Origin of the sequence: Corynebacterium belfantii (genome assembly GCF_041898185.1) — a bacterium.
Lineage (GTDB): Bacteria > Actinomycetota > Actinomycetes > Mycobacteriales > Mycobacteriaceae > Corynebacterium > Corynebacterium belfantii.
The window spans coordinates 2,595,212-2,614,257 of record NZ_CP157823.1 but is presented as its reverse complement, the minus strand read 5'-3'; the positions used below and the strand labels follow the sequence as shown (position 1 = coordinate 2,614,257).

The following is a 19,046-nucleotide window of genomic DNA, read 5'->3' as shown; positions in this document are numbered from 1 at the left end:
CTTTAAGGGGCCGTGCCTTCGAGCACCTCGGGGTTGACAATCGGAGCACGTTCGGGGCGAGGCGCAGGCGGCTGGCCGTTGATAGTAAAGCCATGCTTGGCGGTGCCGTGCAGCACCCCGAAGTTGCCGTCCTCTTGGCCGAACACGAGTGCACAGTTCACGCTGTGAGAACCGCCCGACCAAGAATTATCGGGCAGGGTAGTCCAGAAGGGCTGCAAGGTTGAGTAATAGAGAGGGTCGTCGCCACCGAGGTAGTCGCGGGCTGCTTGGGTGCACACCTGCTGTAAGTGCTTGTCTTGGTCCTCAATTGACGGAATGAACTGTGGGAAAACAGGTTGCAGATCTACTACCGAGGTGATTTCCAGTTGGTGATCCTGCTGGCAATCAACTACACGGGTGGCCTTGACTGCGTCGATAAGCAAGCATTGCCCCGCACTAAAAATACGAGATTGATCCTGCTCGGCGGCCTTACCAGAGGTGATGATCACCTTGCCGGAATCATCCGTGGCCTGCACACCACATAGCAACGTGCGGTCACCCTTTTCCCACGCATCCTGCGATGGCAGAATCGACGCAACCGAATAACGCCCCAGCGGATCATACGTGCCACCCAAGTACTGCAAGGTAGGGCTGAGGCAAAGCTCTTCACGCAGCTGCGCCTGGCGGGTCAGGTCTGGTTTGGCGGCGTTGTTGGAAAACTCCTTGGATGGGTAGGCGTTGAGGTCCTCGCGGGAGGACACCTCGAAGCGGTGCTCGCCTGCGCAATCGGTTTGTTCGAACTTGGACACTTTGCCGCCGTTATCTGCCCATGTCAGGCATGCGCCAGCGTCAGCGCTGGTAAATGACCCGACGGAGGCAGCTGGTGCGCTAGACGTTGCGGTCTGCGGGCGGGGCGCGTTGTCGTGTTGCGACGCCGTGTACGTGTACGCGCCTACGCCGCTAGTCACTACGAGAGCAGCCACACCTGCAAAACCTGCAACCTTTTTCGAACTCATTTCGCCCATACTACTTCGTGATAAACGTCCTTAACGCGAAGCGGTCGGTGCGGTAGAGCGAGGAACACCACTCGATGGGGTTTTCTCCTGCGTGTGCGTGGCGTTCCACCTTCAGTAGTGGTTCGCCGACATCCACGCCGAGAATCCGCGCGGTTTCTGGGGTGGCGGCCACCGCAGTGGTGATTTGTTCGGCACCGGTAATAGATGCGCCGTAGTTCTGCTCAAGGATGGAGTAGACGGATTTATATACGTCGTTTTCGAGCAGGTCAGGTGCGATGGCGGAGTTGTACCAGGCGTCGTTAATGCAAAATGGTTTGCCACCGCCGAGGCGGACGCGCACGAGATGGGTGTGCGGGGTGCCTTGTTCGGTGCCGAAAAATTCGTGGACAACGGCGCTGGGTGAAGACCATGAGGATGCGAGGATCTTGCTGGAGGCTTCGATCTTGCGGGCGGCCATTTCGTCGCTAAACGACGCCAACTGCAGCCGAGTAATCATGGGGGCTTGGGCAACGAAGGTGCCTTTGCCGCGGCTGCGTCGCAGTTGGCCGGTGGCAACGAGGTCGCCGATGGCGCGTCGTACCGTGATGCGACTAACTCCGTATTGCTCCTCTAGGGCGCGTTCGCCGGGGAGCATGTCGCCAGGTTTGAGCTGGGTGCGGCAGAGTTCTTCGAGAATTTCCCTGAGTTGCTGGTGTTTCGGAGTGCTGGTTCCGTCAGTCAGGGTCCTGGCGGGCAACTCCAGGAGAGTGTCGACCATAGGTATGAGCATACCGTGAGTGGTCATAACCAGCGAGGGTTTCTGGTGTGATCTTTGAACCATTGCGGGGTCTGGGGCGGTCCGAACCACCCTCTTAACTAAGGAACGCGGTAGTGTAAGTTTTGTGATTGATCTAAAGTTCCTCCGCGAAAACCCTGATGTCGTCCGCGAGTCCCAGCGCATTCGTGGCGAAGACCCAGCTCTGGTGGATCAGCTCCTCGAGGCTGACGAGAAGCGCCGCGAGGCCATTAAGTCTGCCGACGACCTGCGCGCCGAGCACAAGGCCTTTGGCAAGAAGATTGGCCAGGCCTCCCCAGAAGAGCGTCCCGCTTTGCTGGAGGGCTCTAACGAGCTGAAGTCCCGCGTGAAGGCAGCGGAGGAGGCCGAGGCTGAAGCGTTGGCCAAGGTCAACGAGATCCAAATGCTGTTCGGCAACGTTGTTACCGATGCCCCAGCTGGTGGCGAGGATGACTACATCGTTTTGGAGCACGTAGGCACCCCACGTACCTTTGATTTCGAGCCAAAGGATCACCTCGATCTTGGTGAGTCGCTTGGGCTTATCGACGTCAAACGCGGCACCAAGGTTGGTGGTGCACGCTTCTACTACCTCACCGGCGATGGCGCATTCCTGCAGTTGGGCATGCTGAATCTTGCGGCGCAAAAGGCTCGCGAGAACGGCTTCCAGCTGATGATCCCACCTGTGCTTGTCCGCCCAGAGGTCATGTCCGGTACCGGTTTCTTGGGTGCTCACTCGGATGAGATCTACTACCTTGAGCGCGATGACCTCTACCTCGTGGGTACCTCCGAGGTGGCGTTGGCTGGTTACCACCAAGATGAGATCATTGATCTGGCTGATGGTCCTATCAAGTATGCGGGCTGGTCGAGCTGCTTCCGTCGTGAAGCGGGTTCCTACGGCAAGGACACCCGTGGTATTTTGCGCGTGCACCAGTTCGACAAGCTGGAGATGTTTGTTTACTGCAAGCCGGAAGAGGCTGTTGCGCAGCACCAAGCTCTGTTGAATATGGAGCGCGAAATGTTGGCTGCTGTTGAGGTTCCTTACCGCATTATCGACGTCGCCGGCGGCGACCTTGGTTCCTCTGCTGCCCGCAAGTTCGATACCGAGGCATGGGTTCCAACCCAGAACACCTACCGTGAGCTGACCTCGACCTCGAACTGCACCACCTTCCAAGCACGTCGTCTGCGTACTCGCTACCGTGACGAGTCCGGCAAGGCGCACACCGCAGCAACCCTGAACGGCACCTTGGCTACCACACGTTGGCTGGTCGCTATCCTTGAGAACAACCAGCAGGCTGATGGCTCGGTGATCGTTCCTGAGGCACTGCGCCCATTCGTGGGCAAGGAAGTACTCGAGCCAAAGAAGTAATTTCCCAGCGAAAAGATACAAGGAGAGCGATGAGCGCACTTATTGTCAGCGATATCGACGGAACACTCATCGACTCCAAGGAACGCATCCCCAGTGCTGTGAAGGAGTCGCTTGCGGCTGCTCAACGCGCTGGGGTGTCTTTCGTTGTGGCCACGGGGCGGCCGGCACGCTGGATTCATCCGATCATCGATCAGCTTTATACCCCGCCTACGCTGTGTGTTTGTGCTAATGGTGCGGTGATTTATGATCCCGCCCGCGATCGCATTACGTATCGTCGTGAGCTTGCCTCCGACACCATGCGCACGGTGGTGCGCGTTGCCCGTAAGGCGCTGAGCGATCTCGGCGGTTGCGGTGTGGGAGTAGAACGCGCAGGGATGTCTGCCCACAACATACCCGGTGAACTTTTTATGGTGACCCCAGATTTTGTGCATTCGTGGGAGTCTATTGAGCATTCCACTGTGGAGCTTGATCGGGTGTTAGCGCGTCCTGCGGTGAAGTTGTTGCTGCGCAATGATGCGTTGACATCGGAGCAGATGCACCGCTTGGTTGCTCCCGTGGTACCCGCAGATGTGGCCCATGTGACCTATTCCATGCCGGACGGTTTGTTGGAGGTTATGCAGCCTGGGGTGAATAAGTCTTCGGCGTTGGATGTGGTGGCGCAAGACCTTGGTGTGGATCCTGCGGATGCGATTGCGTTTGGCGATATGCCCAATGACCTTGAGATGATTCGTTGGGCGGGCACTGGTGTTGCGATGGGTAATGCGTGCGATCAGTTGCAGCGTGCTGCTGATGTGGTGGCGCCGTCGAACGATCAGGCAGGCATTGCGGTGGTATTGCGGGAGTGGCTGCAGGGGTAGTGACCCCGTAACATGGCAGGCATGTTCCACGATCTTTTGTACCTCAACATAATTGGTGCTGTGCGCGCGATCACGGCTGCCCAAGGCATCAAGATCCGTATTTCGGGCGAGGAGAATGTTCCAGAGTCTGGCGGCGCTGTTGTGGTGGTTAACCACACGGGGTACTTGGATTTTATTTATGCGGGATATCCGTTTAGGAAGTTCCGTAGGTATGTCCGGTATATGGCTAAGGGGGATGTGTTTAAGCATCCGGTTGCTGGGCCGTTGTTGCGGGAGATGCGTCATATTCCTGTGGATCGTATCGACGGCACCGCGGCTTTTGACCAGGCGGTGGATATGCTCAAAGAGGGGGAGCTCATAGGCATTTTCCCCGAGGCGACGATTTCGCGCAGCTTTGAGATTAAAACGTTGCGTCCAGGTGCTGTGCGTATGGCGCAGGCGGCGGGGGTTCCGATCATCATGGTGATGGTGGTGGGGTCGCAGCGGGTGTGGACTAAGGGGCGTAAGAAGAATCTAATTCATCCTGGTTCGCCTATCCATATGAAGGTGTTCCCAGCGTGGTATCCCGAGGGCGATGTGAACGAGGCGACTCAGGAATTGCGTCGTCGGATGATCGCGGGCCTTGAGGAGGTGTGGTCTGATTATCAGGATGAGGAGCCTATTACTCCTGGTGCGTTGTGGGCGCCGGCGCGGTTGGGTGGCGGTGCGCCGACTTTCGACGAAGCCCAGGTGGAAGACGAGAAGGTGGAGCAGGAGCGTCGCCGTGTGCGCGTGCTTACGGAGGAGATTGCGCAGCTGACGGAGCGGATTACGCAGGCCACGAAGGCGGGCGCGAGTGCTGTCGACGCTGCTCGGCACCGTGTGGAAGACATGTTGCATGGGGAGGCGCCCACTAAGACGGATGCAGGTAAGGCGTTGTCGGTGTTGAAAGACACTGTCGACGAGTTCGTTGAGGAGGTTGTCTCTAGCGCGAAGGAAGGCAAAGACCGTGTGGTGGATGCCGGTGAGCAGCTGCGTCGTAGTGTTGCGGATTTGTATGGGCAGGCGGTGACTGCCAGCCAGGTGAATCCTGTGGTGTTGCAGGCTACGGCCCAGGTCAGCATGTTGTTGGATCGGTTGCCGCAGCGTAAAGATGCACCGAAGTCTGAGTTGCCGCGTGCGCTGGTGTTGAGTGCTGATGGTGCGGTGGCTACGTACCCTGAGCTCACGCTGACGCCGTCGGCACTGTCTCAGGTGGCGGCGTTGGCGCAGCAGCGTCCGGTGGTGTTAACCACGATCAGTGGCATGGATCGGGCGGTGGCGCTTGCGCGTCAGGTGGCACAGGAGTCGGGTGCGGATGTCTGGGTCAGTGCTAGCGCTGGTGCGGTGACCGCCAAGGTGAGTGCCACGGACGTCTCGAAGTTGTATGAGTGTGTGGTTTCCGATGAGCTTCGCGCTGCTGTGCAAGAGTGTGTGGATAGCTTGGGCCTTGGTGTGGAATGGAAAGACGCTCACCATGGCGTTGTGTCTAGGGTGGGGGCTGATCCGGAGCTGTGGCAGGAGTTGTCGCAGGTGGTGCGGGTTGTTCCGTTGCCGGGGGAATCAGATCGTTGTGTGATTGTTTCGCCTGAGGCTTCTGTTGAGGTGGCTGTGCAGGCGTGCGTGGGGGATGTCTGGGATGAGGTGTTGGTGTGTGCTGCTGATGCGTCGGAGGTGGATGCGTTGGCGCGTGCGGGGCATCGTGTTGCGGTGGTGTCGGCGCCGGTGGTGGTGTTGCGGGAGGCCGCGCAGTGGTGCGATCGTCCGGACAAAGACGGGGTAATTAATTTCTTGGACAAGCACTTTATTACCCCTGAAAGTGTGTAAATTGCGGGTTTAGCGGGCTGTGTGGCGTATGTCGCGCGGCTCGTTTTTTGCTACCGTCACCACTGGTTATATCGCCTGCTACCAGTTGTTATTATCTCCGAAACTAAAAAACTTGCTCTAGGGTCTAGTCTGCCTAACTTACGGTTCAGTAGGGTTGGGGCAAACCTCGGACGCAAAGAAGGAGTGTGGCAACTATGACCACGAAATCCCATTGCACATTCAACCCCGATTACTACCAGGACGTCTGGCAGCGCTTCGGTGAAGAAGAATACGACGTTGTCGTCATCGGTGGCGGCTCCGTCGGCGCAGGCGCAGGCCTCGACGCAGCCATCCGCGGCCTTAAAGTGGCCGTCGTAGAGTCCCGAGACTTCGCAGCCGGCACCTCCTCACGATCATCAAAAATGTTCCACGGTGGCCTGCGATATCTCGCCATGCTGGACTTCAAGCTGGTGGCCGAATCCCTCCACGAGCGCGAACTCAACATGTCGACGCTCGCGCCGCACCTGGTCAAGCCGCTGAAATTCCTCTTCCCCCTCACACACCACGTGTGGGAACGGGTGATGATGTTCGGCGGCTTTACTCTTTACGACCTCATGGGCGGCGCAAAATCAGTCCCCATGCAAAAGCACTACTCCCGCAAGGGAACACTCGCCATGGCCCCAGGACTAAAAGACGACGCTGTGGTCGGATCTGTCCGCTACTTTGACACGCTTGTCGACGACGCCCGCCACACCATGACAGTCCTACGCACCGCCGGCGAACTCGGCGCAGATGTTCGCCCCTCCACCCAAGTAGTCGGCTTTGAAAAAGACGGCCAACGCGTGGTCGGCGCCATCCTCCAAGACACCGACACCGGCGAAAAAACCACCATCCGCGGCAAAGTATTCATCAACGCCACCGGCGTATGGAACGACCACATTGAAAAGCTCGCCGGCGGCAACGGCCCCTTCTCGGTCCACGCCTCCAAGGGTGTACACATCGTGGTACCAAAGAACGTCTTCGATGCCGACGCAGCCATGTGCTTTGTCACCGAAAAGTCCGTGCTTTTCGTGATCCCATGGGGTGAATACTGGATCATCGGCACCACCGACACCGACTGGGACCTCAACCGCGCAGACCCCGCACCAACTGCCGCCGACATCAACTACATCCTCGACGAGGTAAACCAGCGAGTCCGCCGGCCCATCCAACACTCCGACATCGTCGGCGTGTACTCCGGACTCCGCCCACTGCTCTCCGGCAAATCCGACACCACCACCAAGCTGTCGCGCAACCACGCCGTAGCAAAGGTCATGCCAGGACTCGTCTCCGTCGCCGGCGGTAAGTACACCACCTACCGTGTGATCGGCAAGGATGCAGTCGACCTCGCCGCCGAAGACTTGGACTTCCGCGTACCAGCCTCCGAATCGGAACGCACCCCGATCCTCGGTGCCGACGGCTACCACGCCCTACAAAACCAAGCACCACGTATCTCCCGCGCCTTCGGCACCACAGAGGACGTCGTCGAGCACCTGCTCGGCCGCTACGGCTCCCTCGTCCATGAGGTCCTAGAACCGAGCGTCGATAAACCTGAGCTGCTCGAACCCATCCCAGGCGCGCCGGGCTACATCAAAGCAGAGGCCGTCTATGCCGTTACCCACGAGGGTGCCCTGCACGTCGAGGACATCGTGGAACGTCGCCTACGTGCCGGAATCGAATACGCCGACCGTGGCGTTGCCGCAGCTCCCGCCATCGCCGAGCTCGTTGCCGACTACCTTGGCTGGGACGCCGAGCGCACCGCCGCCGAGGTCACCGCGTTCACCGACCGCGTGTCCGCCGAAATCGCCGCCGAGAAGGAGCTCACCGACAAAGCCGCCAACGAGCACATCGTGGCAGGCTCCGCGGTGCGCAGCTATGTGGATGTGTCAGGTGATAACTGATGACCGCCCTACAAACATTCGGCTGGGAGTTTTTGGGCACAGCCCTCCTACTTCTCCTCGGTAACGGCGTTTGCGCCGTCAACAGCCTGCGCACCTCCGCAGGCAAAGGCACTGGCTGGGTGCTTATCGCTTTCGGCTGGGGCATGGCGGTATTCGTCGGTGCCTCAGTGGCAAGCCCCAGCGGCGGCCACCTCAACCCAGCGGTCACCATCGCGCTGGCGATCAAAGGCAGCACACCATGGAACCTGGTAGGCGGCTATGTTCTCGGGCAGTTCCTCGGAGCCATGTTTGGTGCAATCCTGTGCTGGCTGACATTCAAGCAGCTTTTCGACGCCAACAACACCGACGAAAACGGAAACGTTACGGGAGCTAACCGCACCACCGGCGGCATCTTCTTCACCGGCCCCGCCCACAATCAGAACGGGTGGAACATGGTCACCGAATTCATCGGTACCTGCGTACTACTGCTGTTCATTTTCTTCGGCCCCACCGGCGGCGACCTAGGCCCCATGACCTATTTCGCAGTCGCCTTTGTGATCGTTGCCATAGGCTTGTCACTAGGCACACCGACCGGCTACGCCATCAACCCTGTGCGTGACCTCGGCCCCCGCCTGATGTACGCCTTCGTGCTGCCCATTAAAGACAAAGGATCCGCGAACTGGGGCTATGCCTGGGTTCCGATCGTCGGCCCCATGCTCGCCGCAGTCTTCTGCGGAGTGCTGGCCACTGTAGTGCTGTAGTGAAAGGGAACCACACCAATGAATCAACCACAGTATGTTGCTGCGATTGACCAAGGAACGACGTCGACACGCTGCATCATTTTCGACCACAACGGCCAACAAGTAGGCGTTGGCCAGTACGAACACGAACAAATCTTCCCCCAAAAAGGCTGGGTAGAGCACAACCCAATGGAAATCTGGGCCAACACGCGCCAGGCCGTTGGGACAGCACTCGCCGAAAGCGACGTCTCCCGTGAAGACATCGTGGCCGTAGGCATAACCAACCAGCGTGAAACCACGGTGGTCTGGAACAAAACTACTGGTGAGCCCATATATAACGCCATTGTGTGGCAGGACACCCGCACTAACTCCATCTGCTCGGAGTTAGCACAAGGCGACCCTACCCGGTGGCAGAAACGTACCGGTCTGCTCATCAACTCATACCCCGCAGGCCCGCGACTCAAGTGGATATTGGACAACCTCGAGGGTGCCCGCGAACTAGCAGAGAACGGCGATTTGCTCTTCGGAACCATTGATACGTGGTTGCTGTGGAACCTGACCGGCGGTGCCGAGGGTGACAACGGCCAGCCCGCCGTTCACGCCACCGACGTAACCAATGCCTCCCGCACCCTGCTCATGGATCTGGAATCCCTGCAATGGGATGAGGAACTATGCGCCGCGTTGGATATCCCAATGCAAGTGTTGCCAGAGATTCGTCCTTCAGTTGGTAACTTCGGCCAAGTACGTGCTCGTGGATCACTAGCTGGTGTTCCGATCCGCGCCATCCTCGGTGACCAGCAAGCCGCAATGTTCGGACAGGCATGCTTCCGCCCAGGTGATGCCAAATGCACATACGGCACGGGGCTGTTCCTTCTGGAGAACACAGGCAAAACCCCGAAGCATTCCGAAAACGGTTTGCTCACCACCGTGTGTTTCCAGCTCGAAGGCGAAAAACCGGTCTATGCCCTCGAAGGATCCGTTGCCATGGGGGGCTCGCTCGTCCAATGGCTACGCGACAACCTTCAAATCATCCCGAACTCGCCCGCCATCGAAAACCTCGCACGCGAAGTACCCGACAACGGTGGCGTGTACATCGTCCCCGCATTCTCCGGACTATTCGCACCACGCTGGCGACCCGACGCCCGCGGGGTCATCGTAGGCCTGACCCGCTTTGCCAACCGCAAACACCTCGCCCGCGCAGTGCTCGAAGCCACCGCCTACCAAGTACGCGAAGTGATCGATGCCATGGTCGCGGATTCCGGAGTAGAACTCACCGAAATGCGTGTCGACGGCGGCATGGTCATGAACGAACTGCTCATGCAATTCCAAGCCGACGTCCTACGATCCGACGTCACCCGCCCCAAGAACATCGAAACCACAGCCACCGGCGTAGCCTACGCAGCCGGCCTCGGCGTGGGCTACTGGGACAGCCTTGACGTACTCCGCAGCATGAACGAAGTGGACAAAACTTGGCACGCCAAGATGGACGCCGACAAGATCGACGAACTCCTTGCCGAATGGAACAAAGCAGTCGAACGCACCTACGACTGGGAAGACTAACTGCCTCCACCTGAGATAACAGCAAACCCGACGAACTATCCAGCTCGTCGGGTTTGTTTTATGGGTTGGTCTGATGATTGTGCTGTGCATCCAGAGTGTTAACTGGAACGAGCGTGGTTCTGGTAGCAGCAGAGGGCTTCGATTCTAAGATTTCAATTGGTGGTTTTGCACGCTAAGCGATACAACGTCAATCCGGTGGCCAGAGGTAAAACATAGGCATATGGGGTAATACGGTGCTTATTGGTTGTGATAGCACACTTTGGTGATCGGTTCTCATTTGGTATAAGAAAAGATTATTTGAAGGATGCTGCACTTGTAGCGATGCATGAGTATTTCACTGCTCGTGATGTTCTCTCCGAGAATCGAATTGCAACCAAAAGGCACTGAAAACTGCAAAACTTTGTGGCGTTACAAAACCGCGAACTGGCTAACGAGCTAAACGTTTCAGAGAGTTGATTATCAAGATTTTCCGCAAGCTAAAAATAAGTTTTGATGGAGCGTGTCAAGTTGTTTGTGTGTGGGGTTGGATTATAGGTACTTATCGAAGCGGTCGGGAAAGGCCACGGCCATTTGGTTGATGGCTTGTTTCCAGCCGGATACTCGTGCTCCTTTAACGAGCCTGCTTGCTGTAGCTGAGGCCCGTTTGCCTTGTTTCGCCCGCTTGATAGCTCGTTTGTCTTCAATAGTGCAGATCATCAACCACAACGTCTTTAACGCGGAATCATCATTAGTAAATTGGACCCGGTTACGCGTGGCTTTACGCAGCTGGTTGTTAAACGATTGGGTCTGCTGAGGGTTTGGTTGACGTCTAGCTTGTTTCGCTGGGGCGGGGCAGGGAAGGATGTTGATTATGTCGAAGTTGTATTCAGAGCAGTTCAAAGCTGATGCCGTGGCGTTGGTGGAGTCTGGGGTTGCTCGCCGTCAGGTGTGTGCTGATTTGGGGATCTCGCGTTCCTCGTTGCAAAAATGGATTACTGATGCGAGGTTGCAGGCTCAGGGGATGCAACCGTGTGCTGATCCGGTAGTGGCTAAAGAGATGCGCCAGGCTTTGAAACGGATTCGCGAGTTGGAGATGGAAAACGAAGTGCTACGTGCAGCGGCGGCGTACCTGTCTCAAGAGGTGATCGCCCAAAAGGGTCTTCCCGACCGTGGAAAAGCTGATCAAGGCAGGTAAGGCGACCGTGACGGTAGCGGCTCGGGTACTGGGGTTTTCCCGCCAAGCGTTTTATAAATGGGCTGCTAAGCCAGTTTCGGACAGGCAAGCCCAAGAAGTAGAACTTATAGACAAGATTCGCCAGATTCACAGTGACGATCCTGAATTTGGTTACCGCCTGATAGCAGACGAGCTCCATGATCAAGGGATAGAGATTTCTGAGCGTCGAGTATGGCGTTTGTGTTCTCATGCTCAGGTGTTCTCGGTGATCGCTAGGCGTAAGTCGCGTGGGAAGAAGTCGGGTGCTCCAGTACATGATGACCTGTTACAGCGTCACTTCCACGCTGATGCGCTCAACGTTGCGTGGGTTACAGATATTACGGAGCATTGGACCAAAGAGGGCAAGCTGTATCTGTGTGCGATCAAAGACCTGTGCTCGCGAAGAATCGTGGGCTATGCGACCGGTGGGCGGATGAAATCACGCCTCGTGGTGGCGGCGCTCGATGATGCGATGAGGAAACGAGGCAATCCCCATGGCGTAATCATTCACTCTGATCGTGGCTCGCAATTTCGTTCTAGAAAATTCCGTGCCGCGCTGAAATCTTACGGCGCGAAGGGATCTATGGGCAGAGTTGGAGCGTGTGGGGATAACGCTGCGATGGAATCTTTCTTCGCTCTTGTACAAAAGAACGTTCTTGATCGTGGCTTTTGGAACAGGCGCCGTGAACTATCTGCCGCGATCACTCACTGGATTGAACGGACATATCACAGGAAAAGACGGCAACGAGCACTGGGTAAATTGACACCAATCGAATACGAAACAATCATGGAACCAGTCGCATCCCTTGCGGCCTAAAAATCAGAAGGAAAACTGTCAACCAAACCCTCAGCAGACCCACCAGTTGGATGGAATTGAACAAACTCCATATCGGATACGGAGGCACCTGCTTTAAGGGCTGCAGCAATCCCGTCACATGATTTATCGGAAGACACTGCCGAAGGCTCGTACATCGATGCTCCAGCCCCATCGGCGACAACTACGGAACGGGCAAAAACTTTAATCTTTTCACCGGACCCCTCATCTGCGAATAAGGCCCCTACGACCTCCCCGGCGTCCAGGAGGAAATCCAAAAGGCGGTACTCTGTATGCACATTAATCGATCCAGACAGTGAGACCTCACGGGTTAAGGCCTGTTGAATGTACCAACCTAATCGGTCTTCTTTAAAGAGCCCACGTGCAGTGCCATTTCCCCCAAAAGGGCGAACGTCAAGCAATCCTTCCTTATTGCTAAGATTAATCCCCAAACCCTGGAGCCAGTCGACTAGCTCTACCGACCCAGCGCATAATAATCTGACCAATGCAGGATCGCCAATATCATAACCCCCGCTTAGCGTATCCGATATATGCGCTTCTATATTGTCGTCTCCTCTGACGGCTGCATTGAATGCGTGTGTTTTCCATGTGCACCCGCCGCCAGAGGACCAGCGGTTATTTGCAGACGTGTACATATTGCGAGTGAATATTTCGACTCTCGTCCCTAGGGAAGCTGCTTCAAGCGCAGCTGAAAGCCCTGCTCCACCAGCACCAATTAACCAGTACATCAGTATTGGAAAGTGGAGAAAAACATGAATCATTGTTACCCATAGTAAGCCCCTATGCAAGATGGCGGACAGTGCTCCTGTTTATCGTAGGAGACCTAGTTTTTTCTAAACCTTCCGAGAAATAGAATTAATGAAAGAAGTAGGCCGAGAACTAGCTGAGGGGCAGCCACAAAAAACAGCACCGCGCCGAAGGACGTGGCCACGAAAGGATTGGCCACCGCCGCATACACGGCACCGGACATCATCTGGATGAAGAAAAAGAGTCCCGTAGACACTCCCGGTAAGGCAAGCGATAAAGAAAGTTGCCCGTTTTGGCTGTACGGGATAGTCGCCCCCACCCCAATGAATTGGATGCACAAGACTGCAATCACAGCCCATGCAGGAAGGAGCGGAGCAACCACGCCTATCACAACAACGGCCAATGCGACCAGCCCAGAAATCATGATTGATGTATGCGCCAATTTGGTCGGGTTGGCAGTGTGCTTTATCAGAAAACTTCCGAACCAATACCCCACTGCAGGACATAGCATCAATAACCCGTAAGAAATTCCAGTGATTGCATAATTAGTTTCGAAGAAACCCGGAGATAGAGCCAAAAAGCCAAAATAACTCATCCATACCAGGGCGAGTGCTGCCGAATACCACAAATAGAAACGGTTAGAGAGCGATTCTCCGATGGAAGACAACGTGGAAGTCAAGGAAGGTAAAGCAGGGGTGTCGGCTTTTGCCGAACCTAACAAGCCGAGACACAGAAGAGAAAAAGTAATACCTAGAACAGCTAGCATCACAAAAATGGCTCGCCAAGGAAAGAAGAGGGAGGCCACGCCACCTAGAAGCGGAGCTAGGGCGGGTGTGAGCGAAATGACCATAGTCAGATTAGCTAGAGGTGCGATTCTGAATGCTGGGTCAATACGTCTGCGAATGATGAGACGGCAAAGAACGGTCGCTGATGTTCCTCCAAGAGCCTGAAGAAAACGCCCTAGAGACAACAAAAAGATAGATGAGGACAACGCACAGAGCAGTGAACCGGCACCGAATAGGATCAATCCAATGGCTTGAAGCTTGACTGCATCGTACTTTTCGGCCAAAAATCCGCCCGCAAACATGCTCAGTGCATATCCGGCCATGTATATCGTCGTTGTCCATTGAAGTTGTGCAACATTGACGTTTAAGTCTGCGGCCATTTGGGAAAAAGATGGTGTGATCACGCTTAATCCCAATTGCGGAGCCATAACCACAAGCAAGAGGGTAACCATAGCCCCGGTGGAAAACTTGTTAGCGAAACCATTAGCTTCTTTAGCCACGGCAAGCCCCCTTACCTGCCACAAGATCTCTCGCGATACTCTGCGCACGATTCCGTATCTTTGTCATAGCGCTGATGTAGTAAAGACTTCCCACTGTACATTCGCCAATAGCAAAAAGACCTTCGTTTTCGTAACCATTCGGAGCAATAACACGATTAGTTAGTGGGTTAATTAAGATTCCTCCGAAAGGGCTATCGGCCGCCACCCCACACTCAATCATGTTGCGGATTAAGCAGTCCGCCTCTGGAGCTAAAGCTCCAGCAGTAGTTTTAGTCGTATTAACGACAATATTTGCTTTGTCGGTTGTTCCTGCACATTCCAGATTCCAAAGACCACCATCTTTAAAAACTGCCTGAATACCTGACCGAAAACGAAGTCGCCCTGTACGGCATAGTCTTCCTATGGCGCGACCCGTTTCAGGGGGGATGGGGTTAGCAAAAGATTGAAAAACGGTGTGATAAGTATTCAAGAAATTTTCTCTGCAGTCATCATCCATAAAAGCCCATGCTGGAGTGATATAGTTTTGAGCAAGATCTAGTATGCAACCTTGAACTGTGGAGTCAACCGACCTCGGGGCATCGTACATATCGGAAAATCGTCGCTCAGGGGCCTGTCGGAGAAGATTAATCGCTCGCGTAAGGCGGGGTAATGTGATTTTGTGTTTGACGCAGAGACTCTCCATTAGCTGGTAAAATTCTTTGTCCCCAATTCCTGAATCAGCACAGCTATCGATGTATGTCAGCAGCGTCGGGTCTGGTTCGATGTTAAAAACGGGACTTCTCACATCCGGAGCGATTCCTCGTCTCGAATAAAGAGTTATGTATGTTTTTTGCGATGCATTTGCTGCTGCTAGCACGGCATCAAATGCACTGAGGCCACAACCGAGTACTGCTACATCTTTTGAGATGGCACTCATGTCTACCCAATTTGATATGGGGTATACATCTGAGAAATATCCCCCGCCATTCATCAGATTATATGGATTTCCCGAGACTATGGAGCCGAGCGCCAATACTACTTGGTCAACATCGATACTTATTTGCTTGCCACTCGCATTTTGAAATTCAACAACGTACCCGTTGTCGTTCTTTGTAACACGTTTTACGTCGCACTCTATTTTATGAAATCGGAAGGTCGAGCTAGACTCAATTGTTTGTATATAGTCTTTAAGGTACTCACCATAAAAAAATCGAGGGACATATTCTCTATTCTCGTTAGGATAACGAGAATCTAGCCATGACACAAACGAGTTCTTGTTATAATTAGAAATGGACATTTTATAGGTTGGGCGATTGAGGAGTGCGTTCTTGTTCCTTTCCCCGTAGGCCCTTCCTGGTCCTGGACTGTGACGCGACAGCACCGTAACAGCGTCGCCTCTCTCTAGATTAAGATGCGCCAGGACGCTAACGGCTGATGCCCCTCCCCCAATGATTGCTATGTGTGTCATGTTTCTCCTAATTCGGGTCGTGATAATTTCGTTCGTCTAGTCGGCAAAGGTGCTATCGAGAAGTCAAGTTAACATACTGAGTAGATCGGGGTTAAGTGGCCTTTCCGGTTTTAGAGTGCGTTGATTTTGTCTTGTAGTTGTCCGGAGTGGATTAGGCACCGCAAGATGTAGTGGTTGAGGTTTTTAAATCCTAGGGCGATGCCGCGTAGGTGTTCGAGTCTGCCGTTGATTGCCTCGACAGGGCCGTTGGATGCACCGATATCGAAGTAGGCAAGCACATCTTTGCGTCTTCGCCACAGGGTGCGTCCCAGTTGGGCGAGCTTTTCTAAACTTTTCGGTAATCCTTTATGCAGGGTGTGGATGATGCGTTCCATGAGCTTTTTGCCTTCCGTTTTCTTCGGATGCGCGTACGCTGCGATCATGTCTTGGTAGAGCAGCCATGTTACTTCTAGGGCCACGTAGTCGTCATCGGTGGCCCACAACATTTCTAAGCGTTGCTTTTGTCGCTGGGTGAGATAGTTCGTCCTGGTCAACAGGGTGCGCCGGTGCTTGTACAGTGGGTCATCTTTGCGTCCGCGACACCCGGTGGTCTCGCGTTGGAGTCTTTGTCGGCAACTGGTGAGTTTGTCGGCTGCTAGATGCACTACATGGAAAGGGGTCTATGACTTTGTTTGCTTGTGGTAGTTGTTCCTCGACTGCGGTGGTATAACCGGTAAACCCATCCATGGTCACCACCTGTATCTGCTCCTGGAAGCTGGGGTCGCGCTCTTTAAGCCACCCGCTGAGCACATCGGCGGATCTGCCCGGTCGTATGTCTAACAAACGTGCAGGCCCATGCCCGTCCACCAGCGGGGTGAGGTCAACAAGTATGGTCACCAGGTGTGATGCCTGGCCTGGTTTTCTGGTGTGTTTCCATACATGTTCATCGACTCCCAAGAATGCGAACCCCGTCTAGGTGACAAGGGTCGCCGTAGACAAGCTGACGGCAGGCATCTAGTGCGACCTGGTTGACCAGGTCCCAGCCCACACCGAGTGTTTTGGTGGTAGCTGACACACTCATCCGGTCAATAGCAAGGCGCTGCAAGATCCAGCGGGTGACCCGATACGTGAGCTTGGCACCGTCATCAGCGCAGGTTAAAGATTCTTGGAAGATCTTTCTCTTACATGAGGCGGCTGTGTACCGAAACCTGGGGACTTTTATGTGCAGCCTGGTGGGGAATCCGACGACAGGAAGACCAACGAGTCGACGGGTGATGTGGTCGCGTAACTTGCCAGACTGGCCGCAGTCTGGGCACACGCCGATAACGGCTACGGGCGTGGCCTCAATGATGGTCAGTGCTCCGGCATCAGCGGCACAGGTGATAGCAAGTCCGATTTCCGCGGTACGGCAGATGGTGTCAGCAACGAGGTTTCCAGTAGGCTTCACAGTGCGGGTCTCTGGTGGGTTTAGATGGTCGTGTAGCAACTTTCATTTTCACACTAGGGACCCCTACATGTTGTGGTGACCCGCTGGACCCGTCGTTTTCTATCTTATCCCGCTACGCACCCCAAAACCGGAAGAGCCCTTTTGCTTGTTACTGCACCTGGATGTCGATGGCGCTTGTTGTTGGGTTGAAGGTGATGTAGCCGTGTTGGAAGTTCACGCGTTGGAGGCCGTCAACTTCAAAGACGGAGCTGGTGGGTAGTCCTAGGGGGCCGGCTTCGAAGCCTTGTTGTGCCCATAGGTCGCCGATGGTTCCCCAGAGGGCGTTGGTGCCGGTTTCTGGGTTGCTGATCACGATGCCGTTGTCAAAGAGGGCGTAGTCGATGGGGGTGCCGGTGGCAGAGGCGTAGTGGGCGATGGGGGAGCGGGCGTTGCCGAGGGCTGCGCCGGCGAAGGAGTTTACGCCACGCCATACGCGGGAGACGTCGTTATTGCCAAGGAGGTTAACGATTTTGCCGATGATGGGCTGCAGCTGGGAGAGTTTCAGCCCGCCGATGACGGGGACGTCGCCAATGTTGTTGAGGTTGCCGATCAGACCGAGTGTGGTGGCTGCTGCGATGGCAAGTCCGACCAAGGAGCCTGTGTTTGCAGGGGTGGAGCCTTGGTTGAGTAGTGCGATGGGGTTAGTGCCAGCGGTTGCGGCTGATGCAGAAGGTGCTGCGGTAGCGGCTGGTGCTGGGTTTGATGCTACAGGTGGTGCAGCGGGTGCTGTCGCGCCGGAGCCGGAGCGGATCGAGTCGTATTTCTGTTTGGCGATGTTGCGGATGTTGTCCATTTGGGCGTATCCGTATTGGCCTGGGCAGGAGGTGTTTCCTACGTCGCGGTGGGCGAAGATGTTGGGCAGGCGTACTGCTTGGCCGTAGGGGTAGAAGGTGTAGCTGGAGCCTTCGGAGTAGTGGGTGTCGTAGCCCTTGGGGTCGATACCTGCGACTTTGGCGCGCCAGCCGGCGAGTTCGCCGACGGATTTGATCATGACTTGTGGGGGCTGGACTACGTCGTAGTTGCCCATCATGGAGATAGCCCAGGTGTTGGAGTTGAAGCCACCTGCGTGTGCGCCGACGATGCTCTTGTTTAGTCCGCCGTAGCGGCCTTCGAAGAGGTTGCCGTATTTGTCGGCGAGGGCGTGGTATCCGATGTCGCACCAGCCGAGGGTTTGTGCGTGGTACTTGTAGATGCCGCGCATGATGCCGGGGGATTCTTTTTGGCTGTAGTTGTTGGAGCCGGCGGTGTGGTGGATGACGATGGCTGCGGTGGAGTCTTCGTATTCTGGTCCGGAGCAACGGAGGGATTCGTCGGCACCCCAGCCTGCGCGGGAGATGACGCGGGGCATGCCGTCGGAGTCGGCGGTGAGGTTGATGCCGTTTTCGGGGAGATCGGAGGTTCCGCCGTCGATAAAGACTGCGTCCAAGTTGGCTGCGTCGGGGCCAAGGAGGTCAACGCCGCTGATCGATACCTGCACTGTCGTGGTGGGTTCGATGTAGATCAGGTCGGTGCCCTTTTTGTGGTTGGGGTTGTCTGATCCGTAGTCGAGGGGTTCGGTGTCGAACCATTCGGTCCAAGTACCGTCGGGGCGTTGGCCGCGGACGAAGGCTGCGATGTCGCGTTCGCCGTTCCAGGTGAGTGCGAACTGTGAGAAGGGTTGTTCGCGGTCGAATTCTTTGACGGTTTTGGGGCCTTCGCCTTCGCCTTGGGTGACGATTGCTGGGTCGGTCACCAGCACGTTGTTGCCTTCGGCAAGGCTGGAGGTGGTCAGCTCTGGGTTGATGGGGGCGATGGCGTCGCCTTGGGTAAATAGCACGGTGTTGGTACTTACGCCTACGGCTGCTGCGCCGACCAGGGTGATGGACATGATGGCTGCTGTGACTGGTTTCGGCGTGCGGCTTATCAGCCTTCGTCGTTGCTGCACTGTGTTCTCCCTCGATGTGATGTGCGCGTGTGTCTTCTGAGGAGAAAGACAATCTTTGTTAACTCTAGTGCACCTAGTGGCAAGAAGAAACCCCTGGGACGTGTGTGATTAAGGG

At 55.7% G+C, this 19,046-nt stretch carries 13 protein-coding genes and 2 pseudogenes; 7 read left to right on the top strand and 8 right to left on the bottom strand.

Annotated elements, in window-relative coordinates; all coding sequences use genetic code 11:
- Nucleotides 1-2 precede the first annotated feature (2 nt).
- Nucleotides 3-1,004, bottom strand: coding sequence for a septum formation family protein (locus ABMV07_RS12905; RefSeq protein ID WP_374064698.1), 1,002 nt, complete (start codon nucleotides 1,002-1,004; stop codon nucleotides 3-5).
- 1 nt (nucleotide 1,005) lies between these two features.
- Entirely contained in the window at nucleotides 1,006-1,779 is a 774-nt protein-coding gene (locus ABMV07_RS12900; protein ID WP_052306657.1) for a GntR family transcriptional regulator, read from the bottom strand.
- Between the two features lie 97 nt (nucleotides 1,780-1,876).
- Here ABMV07_RS12900 and serS point away from each other — a divergent pair, with 97 nt between their 5' ends.
- The 6 genes from serS (at nucleotide 1,877) to glpK (ending at nucleotide 10,036) form a co-directional block, all read left to right on the top strand.
- Nucleotides 1,877-3,136, top strand: a complete 1,260-nt coding sequence (gene serS / locus ABMV07_RS12895) for a serine--tRNA ligase (RefSeq protein WP_196977423.1) — start codon at nucleotides 1,877-1,879, stop codon at nucleotides 3,134-3,136.
- 29 nt (nucleotides 3,137-3,165) lie between these two features.
- Nucleotides 3,166-3,993 carry a Cof-type HAD-IIB family hydrolase gene (locus tag ABMV07_RS12890; RefSeq protein ID WP_374064697.1) on the top strand — a complete coding sequence of 276 codons (828 nt, stop codon included), beginning with the start codon at nucleotides 3,166-3,168 and terminating at the stop codon, nucleotides 3,991-3,993.
- 12 nt (nucleotides 3,994-4,005) lie between these two features.
- Nucleotides 4,006-5,838, top strand: a complete 1,833-nt coding sequence (locus ABMV07_RS12885; RefSeq protein ID WP_374064696.1) for a lysophospholipid acyltransferase family protein — start codon at nucleotides 4,006-4,008, stop codon at nucleotides 5,836-5,838.
- Between the two features lie 194 nt (nucleotides 5,839-6,032).
- Nucleotides 6,033-7,757: a glycerol-3-phosphate dehydrogenase/oxidase gene (locus ABMV07_RS12880; RefSeq protein WP_196977426.1), complete on the top strand. Its 1,725-nt coding sequence runs from the start codon at nucleotides 6,033-6,035 to the stop codon at nucleotides 7,755-7,757.
- A complete protein-coding gene (locus ABMV07_RS12875) occupies nucleotides 7,757-8,497 on the top strand; it encodes an MIP/aquaporin family protein (protein WP_088267139.1) in 741 nt (246 codons plus the stop codon). The genes ABMV07_RS12880 and ABMV07_RS12875 overlap by 1 nt, the downstream gene beginning before the upstream one ends.
- A gap of 18 nt (nucleotides 8,498-8,515) precedes the next feature.
- Nucleotides 8,516-10,036, top strand: a complete 1,521-nt coding sequence (gene glpK / locus ABMV07_RS12870) for a glycerol kinase GlpK (protein ID WP_374064695.1) — start codon at nucleotides 8,516-8,518, stop codon at nucleotides 10,034-10,036.
- 528 nt (nucleotides 10,037-10,564) lie between these two features.
- Here glpK and ABMV07_RS12865 read toward each other — a convergent pair.
- Nucleotides 10,565-10,819, bottom strand: a pseudogene (locus ABMV07_RS12865) (IS256 family transposase); the annotation flags it as partial.
- 67 nt (nucleotides 10,820-10,886) lie between these two features.
- Between ABMV07_RS12865 and ABMV07_RS12860 the strand changes: the two are divergent.
- Nucleotides 10,887-12,045, top strand: a protein-coding gene (locus ABMV07_RS12860) for an IS3 family transposase (RefSeq protein WP_374064694.1) whose coding sequence is annotated in 2 segments (ribosomal slippage) — nucleotides 10,887-11,159 and nucleotides 11,161-12,045 — 1,158 coding nt in all. Because the reading frame shifts where the segments join, the coding sequence is not laid out codon by codon here.
- Here ABMV07_RS12860 and ABMV07_RS12855 read toward each other — a convergent pair.
- From ABMV07_RS12855 to ABMV07_RS12835, 5 genes and pseudogenes are all read right to left on the bottom strand, one after another.
- Nucleotides 12,042-12,824 (bottom strand): FAD-binding protein, encoded by a 783-nt coding sequence (locus tag ABMV07_RS12855; protein WP_374064693.1) that lies wholly within the window; start codon nucleotides 12,822-12,824, stop codon nucleotides 12,042-12,044. The two genes, ABMV07_RS12860 and ABMV07_RS12855, sit on opposite strands and share 4 nt — an antisense overlap.
- A gap of 62 nt (nucleotides 12,825-12,886) precedes the next feature.
- Nucleotides 12,887-14,095 (bottom strand): MFS transporter, encoded by a 1,209-nt coding sequence (locus ABMV07_RS12850; protein ID WP_197689896.1) that lies wholly within the window; start codon nucleotides 14,093-14,095, stop codon nucleotides 12,887-12,889.
- Nucleotides 14,088-15,542 (bottom strand): FAD/NAD(P)-binding protein, encoded by a 1,455-nt coding sequence (locus ABMV07_RS12845; RefSeq protein WP_374064692.1) that lies wholly within the window; start codon nucleotides 15,540-15,542, stop codon nucleotides 14,088-14,090. Before ABMV07_RS12845 ends, ABMV07_RS12850 begins: the two co-directional genes overlap by 8 nt.
- Before the next feature lie 110 nt (nucleotides 15,543-15,652).
- A pseudogene (locus ABMV07_RS12840) lies at nucleotides 15,653-16,968 on the bottom strand (ISL3 family transposase).
- Nucleotides 16,969-17,116: 148 nt separating this feature from the next.
- Complete coding sequence (locus ABMV07_RS12835) at nucleotides 17,117-18,931, bottom strand: N-acetylmuramoyl-L-alanine amidase (protein WP_371891460.1); 1,815 nt, start codon at nucleotides 18,929-18,931, stop codon at nucleotides 17,117-17,119.
- Nucleotides 18,932-19,046 lie beyond the last annotated feature (115 nt).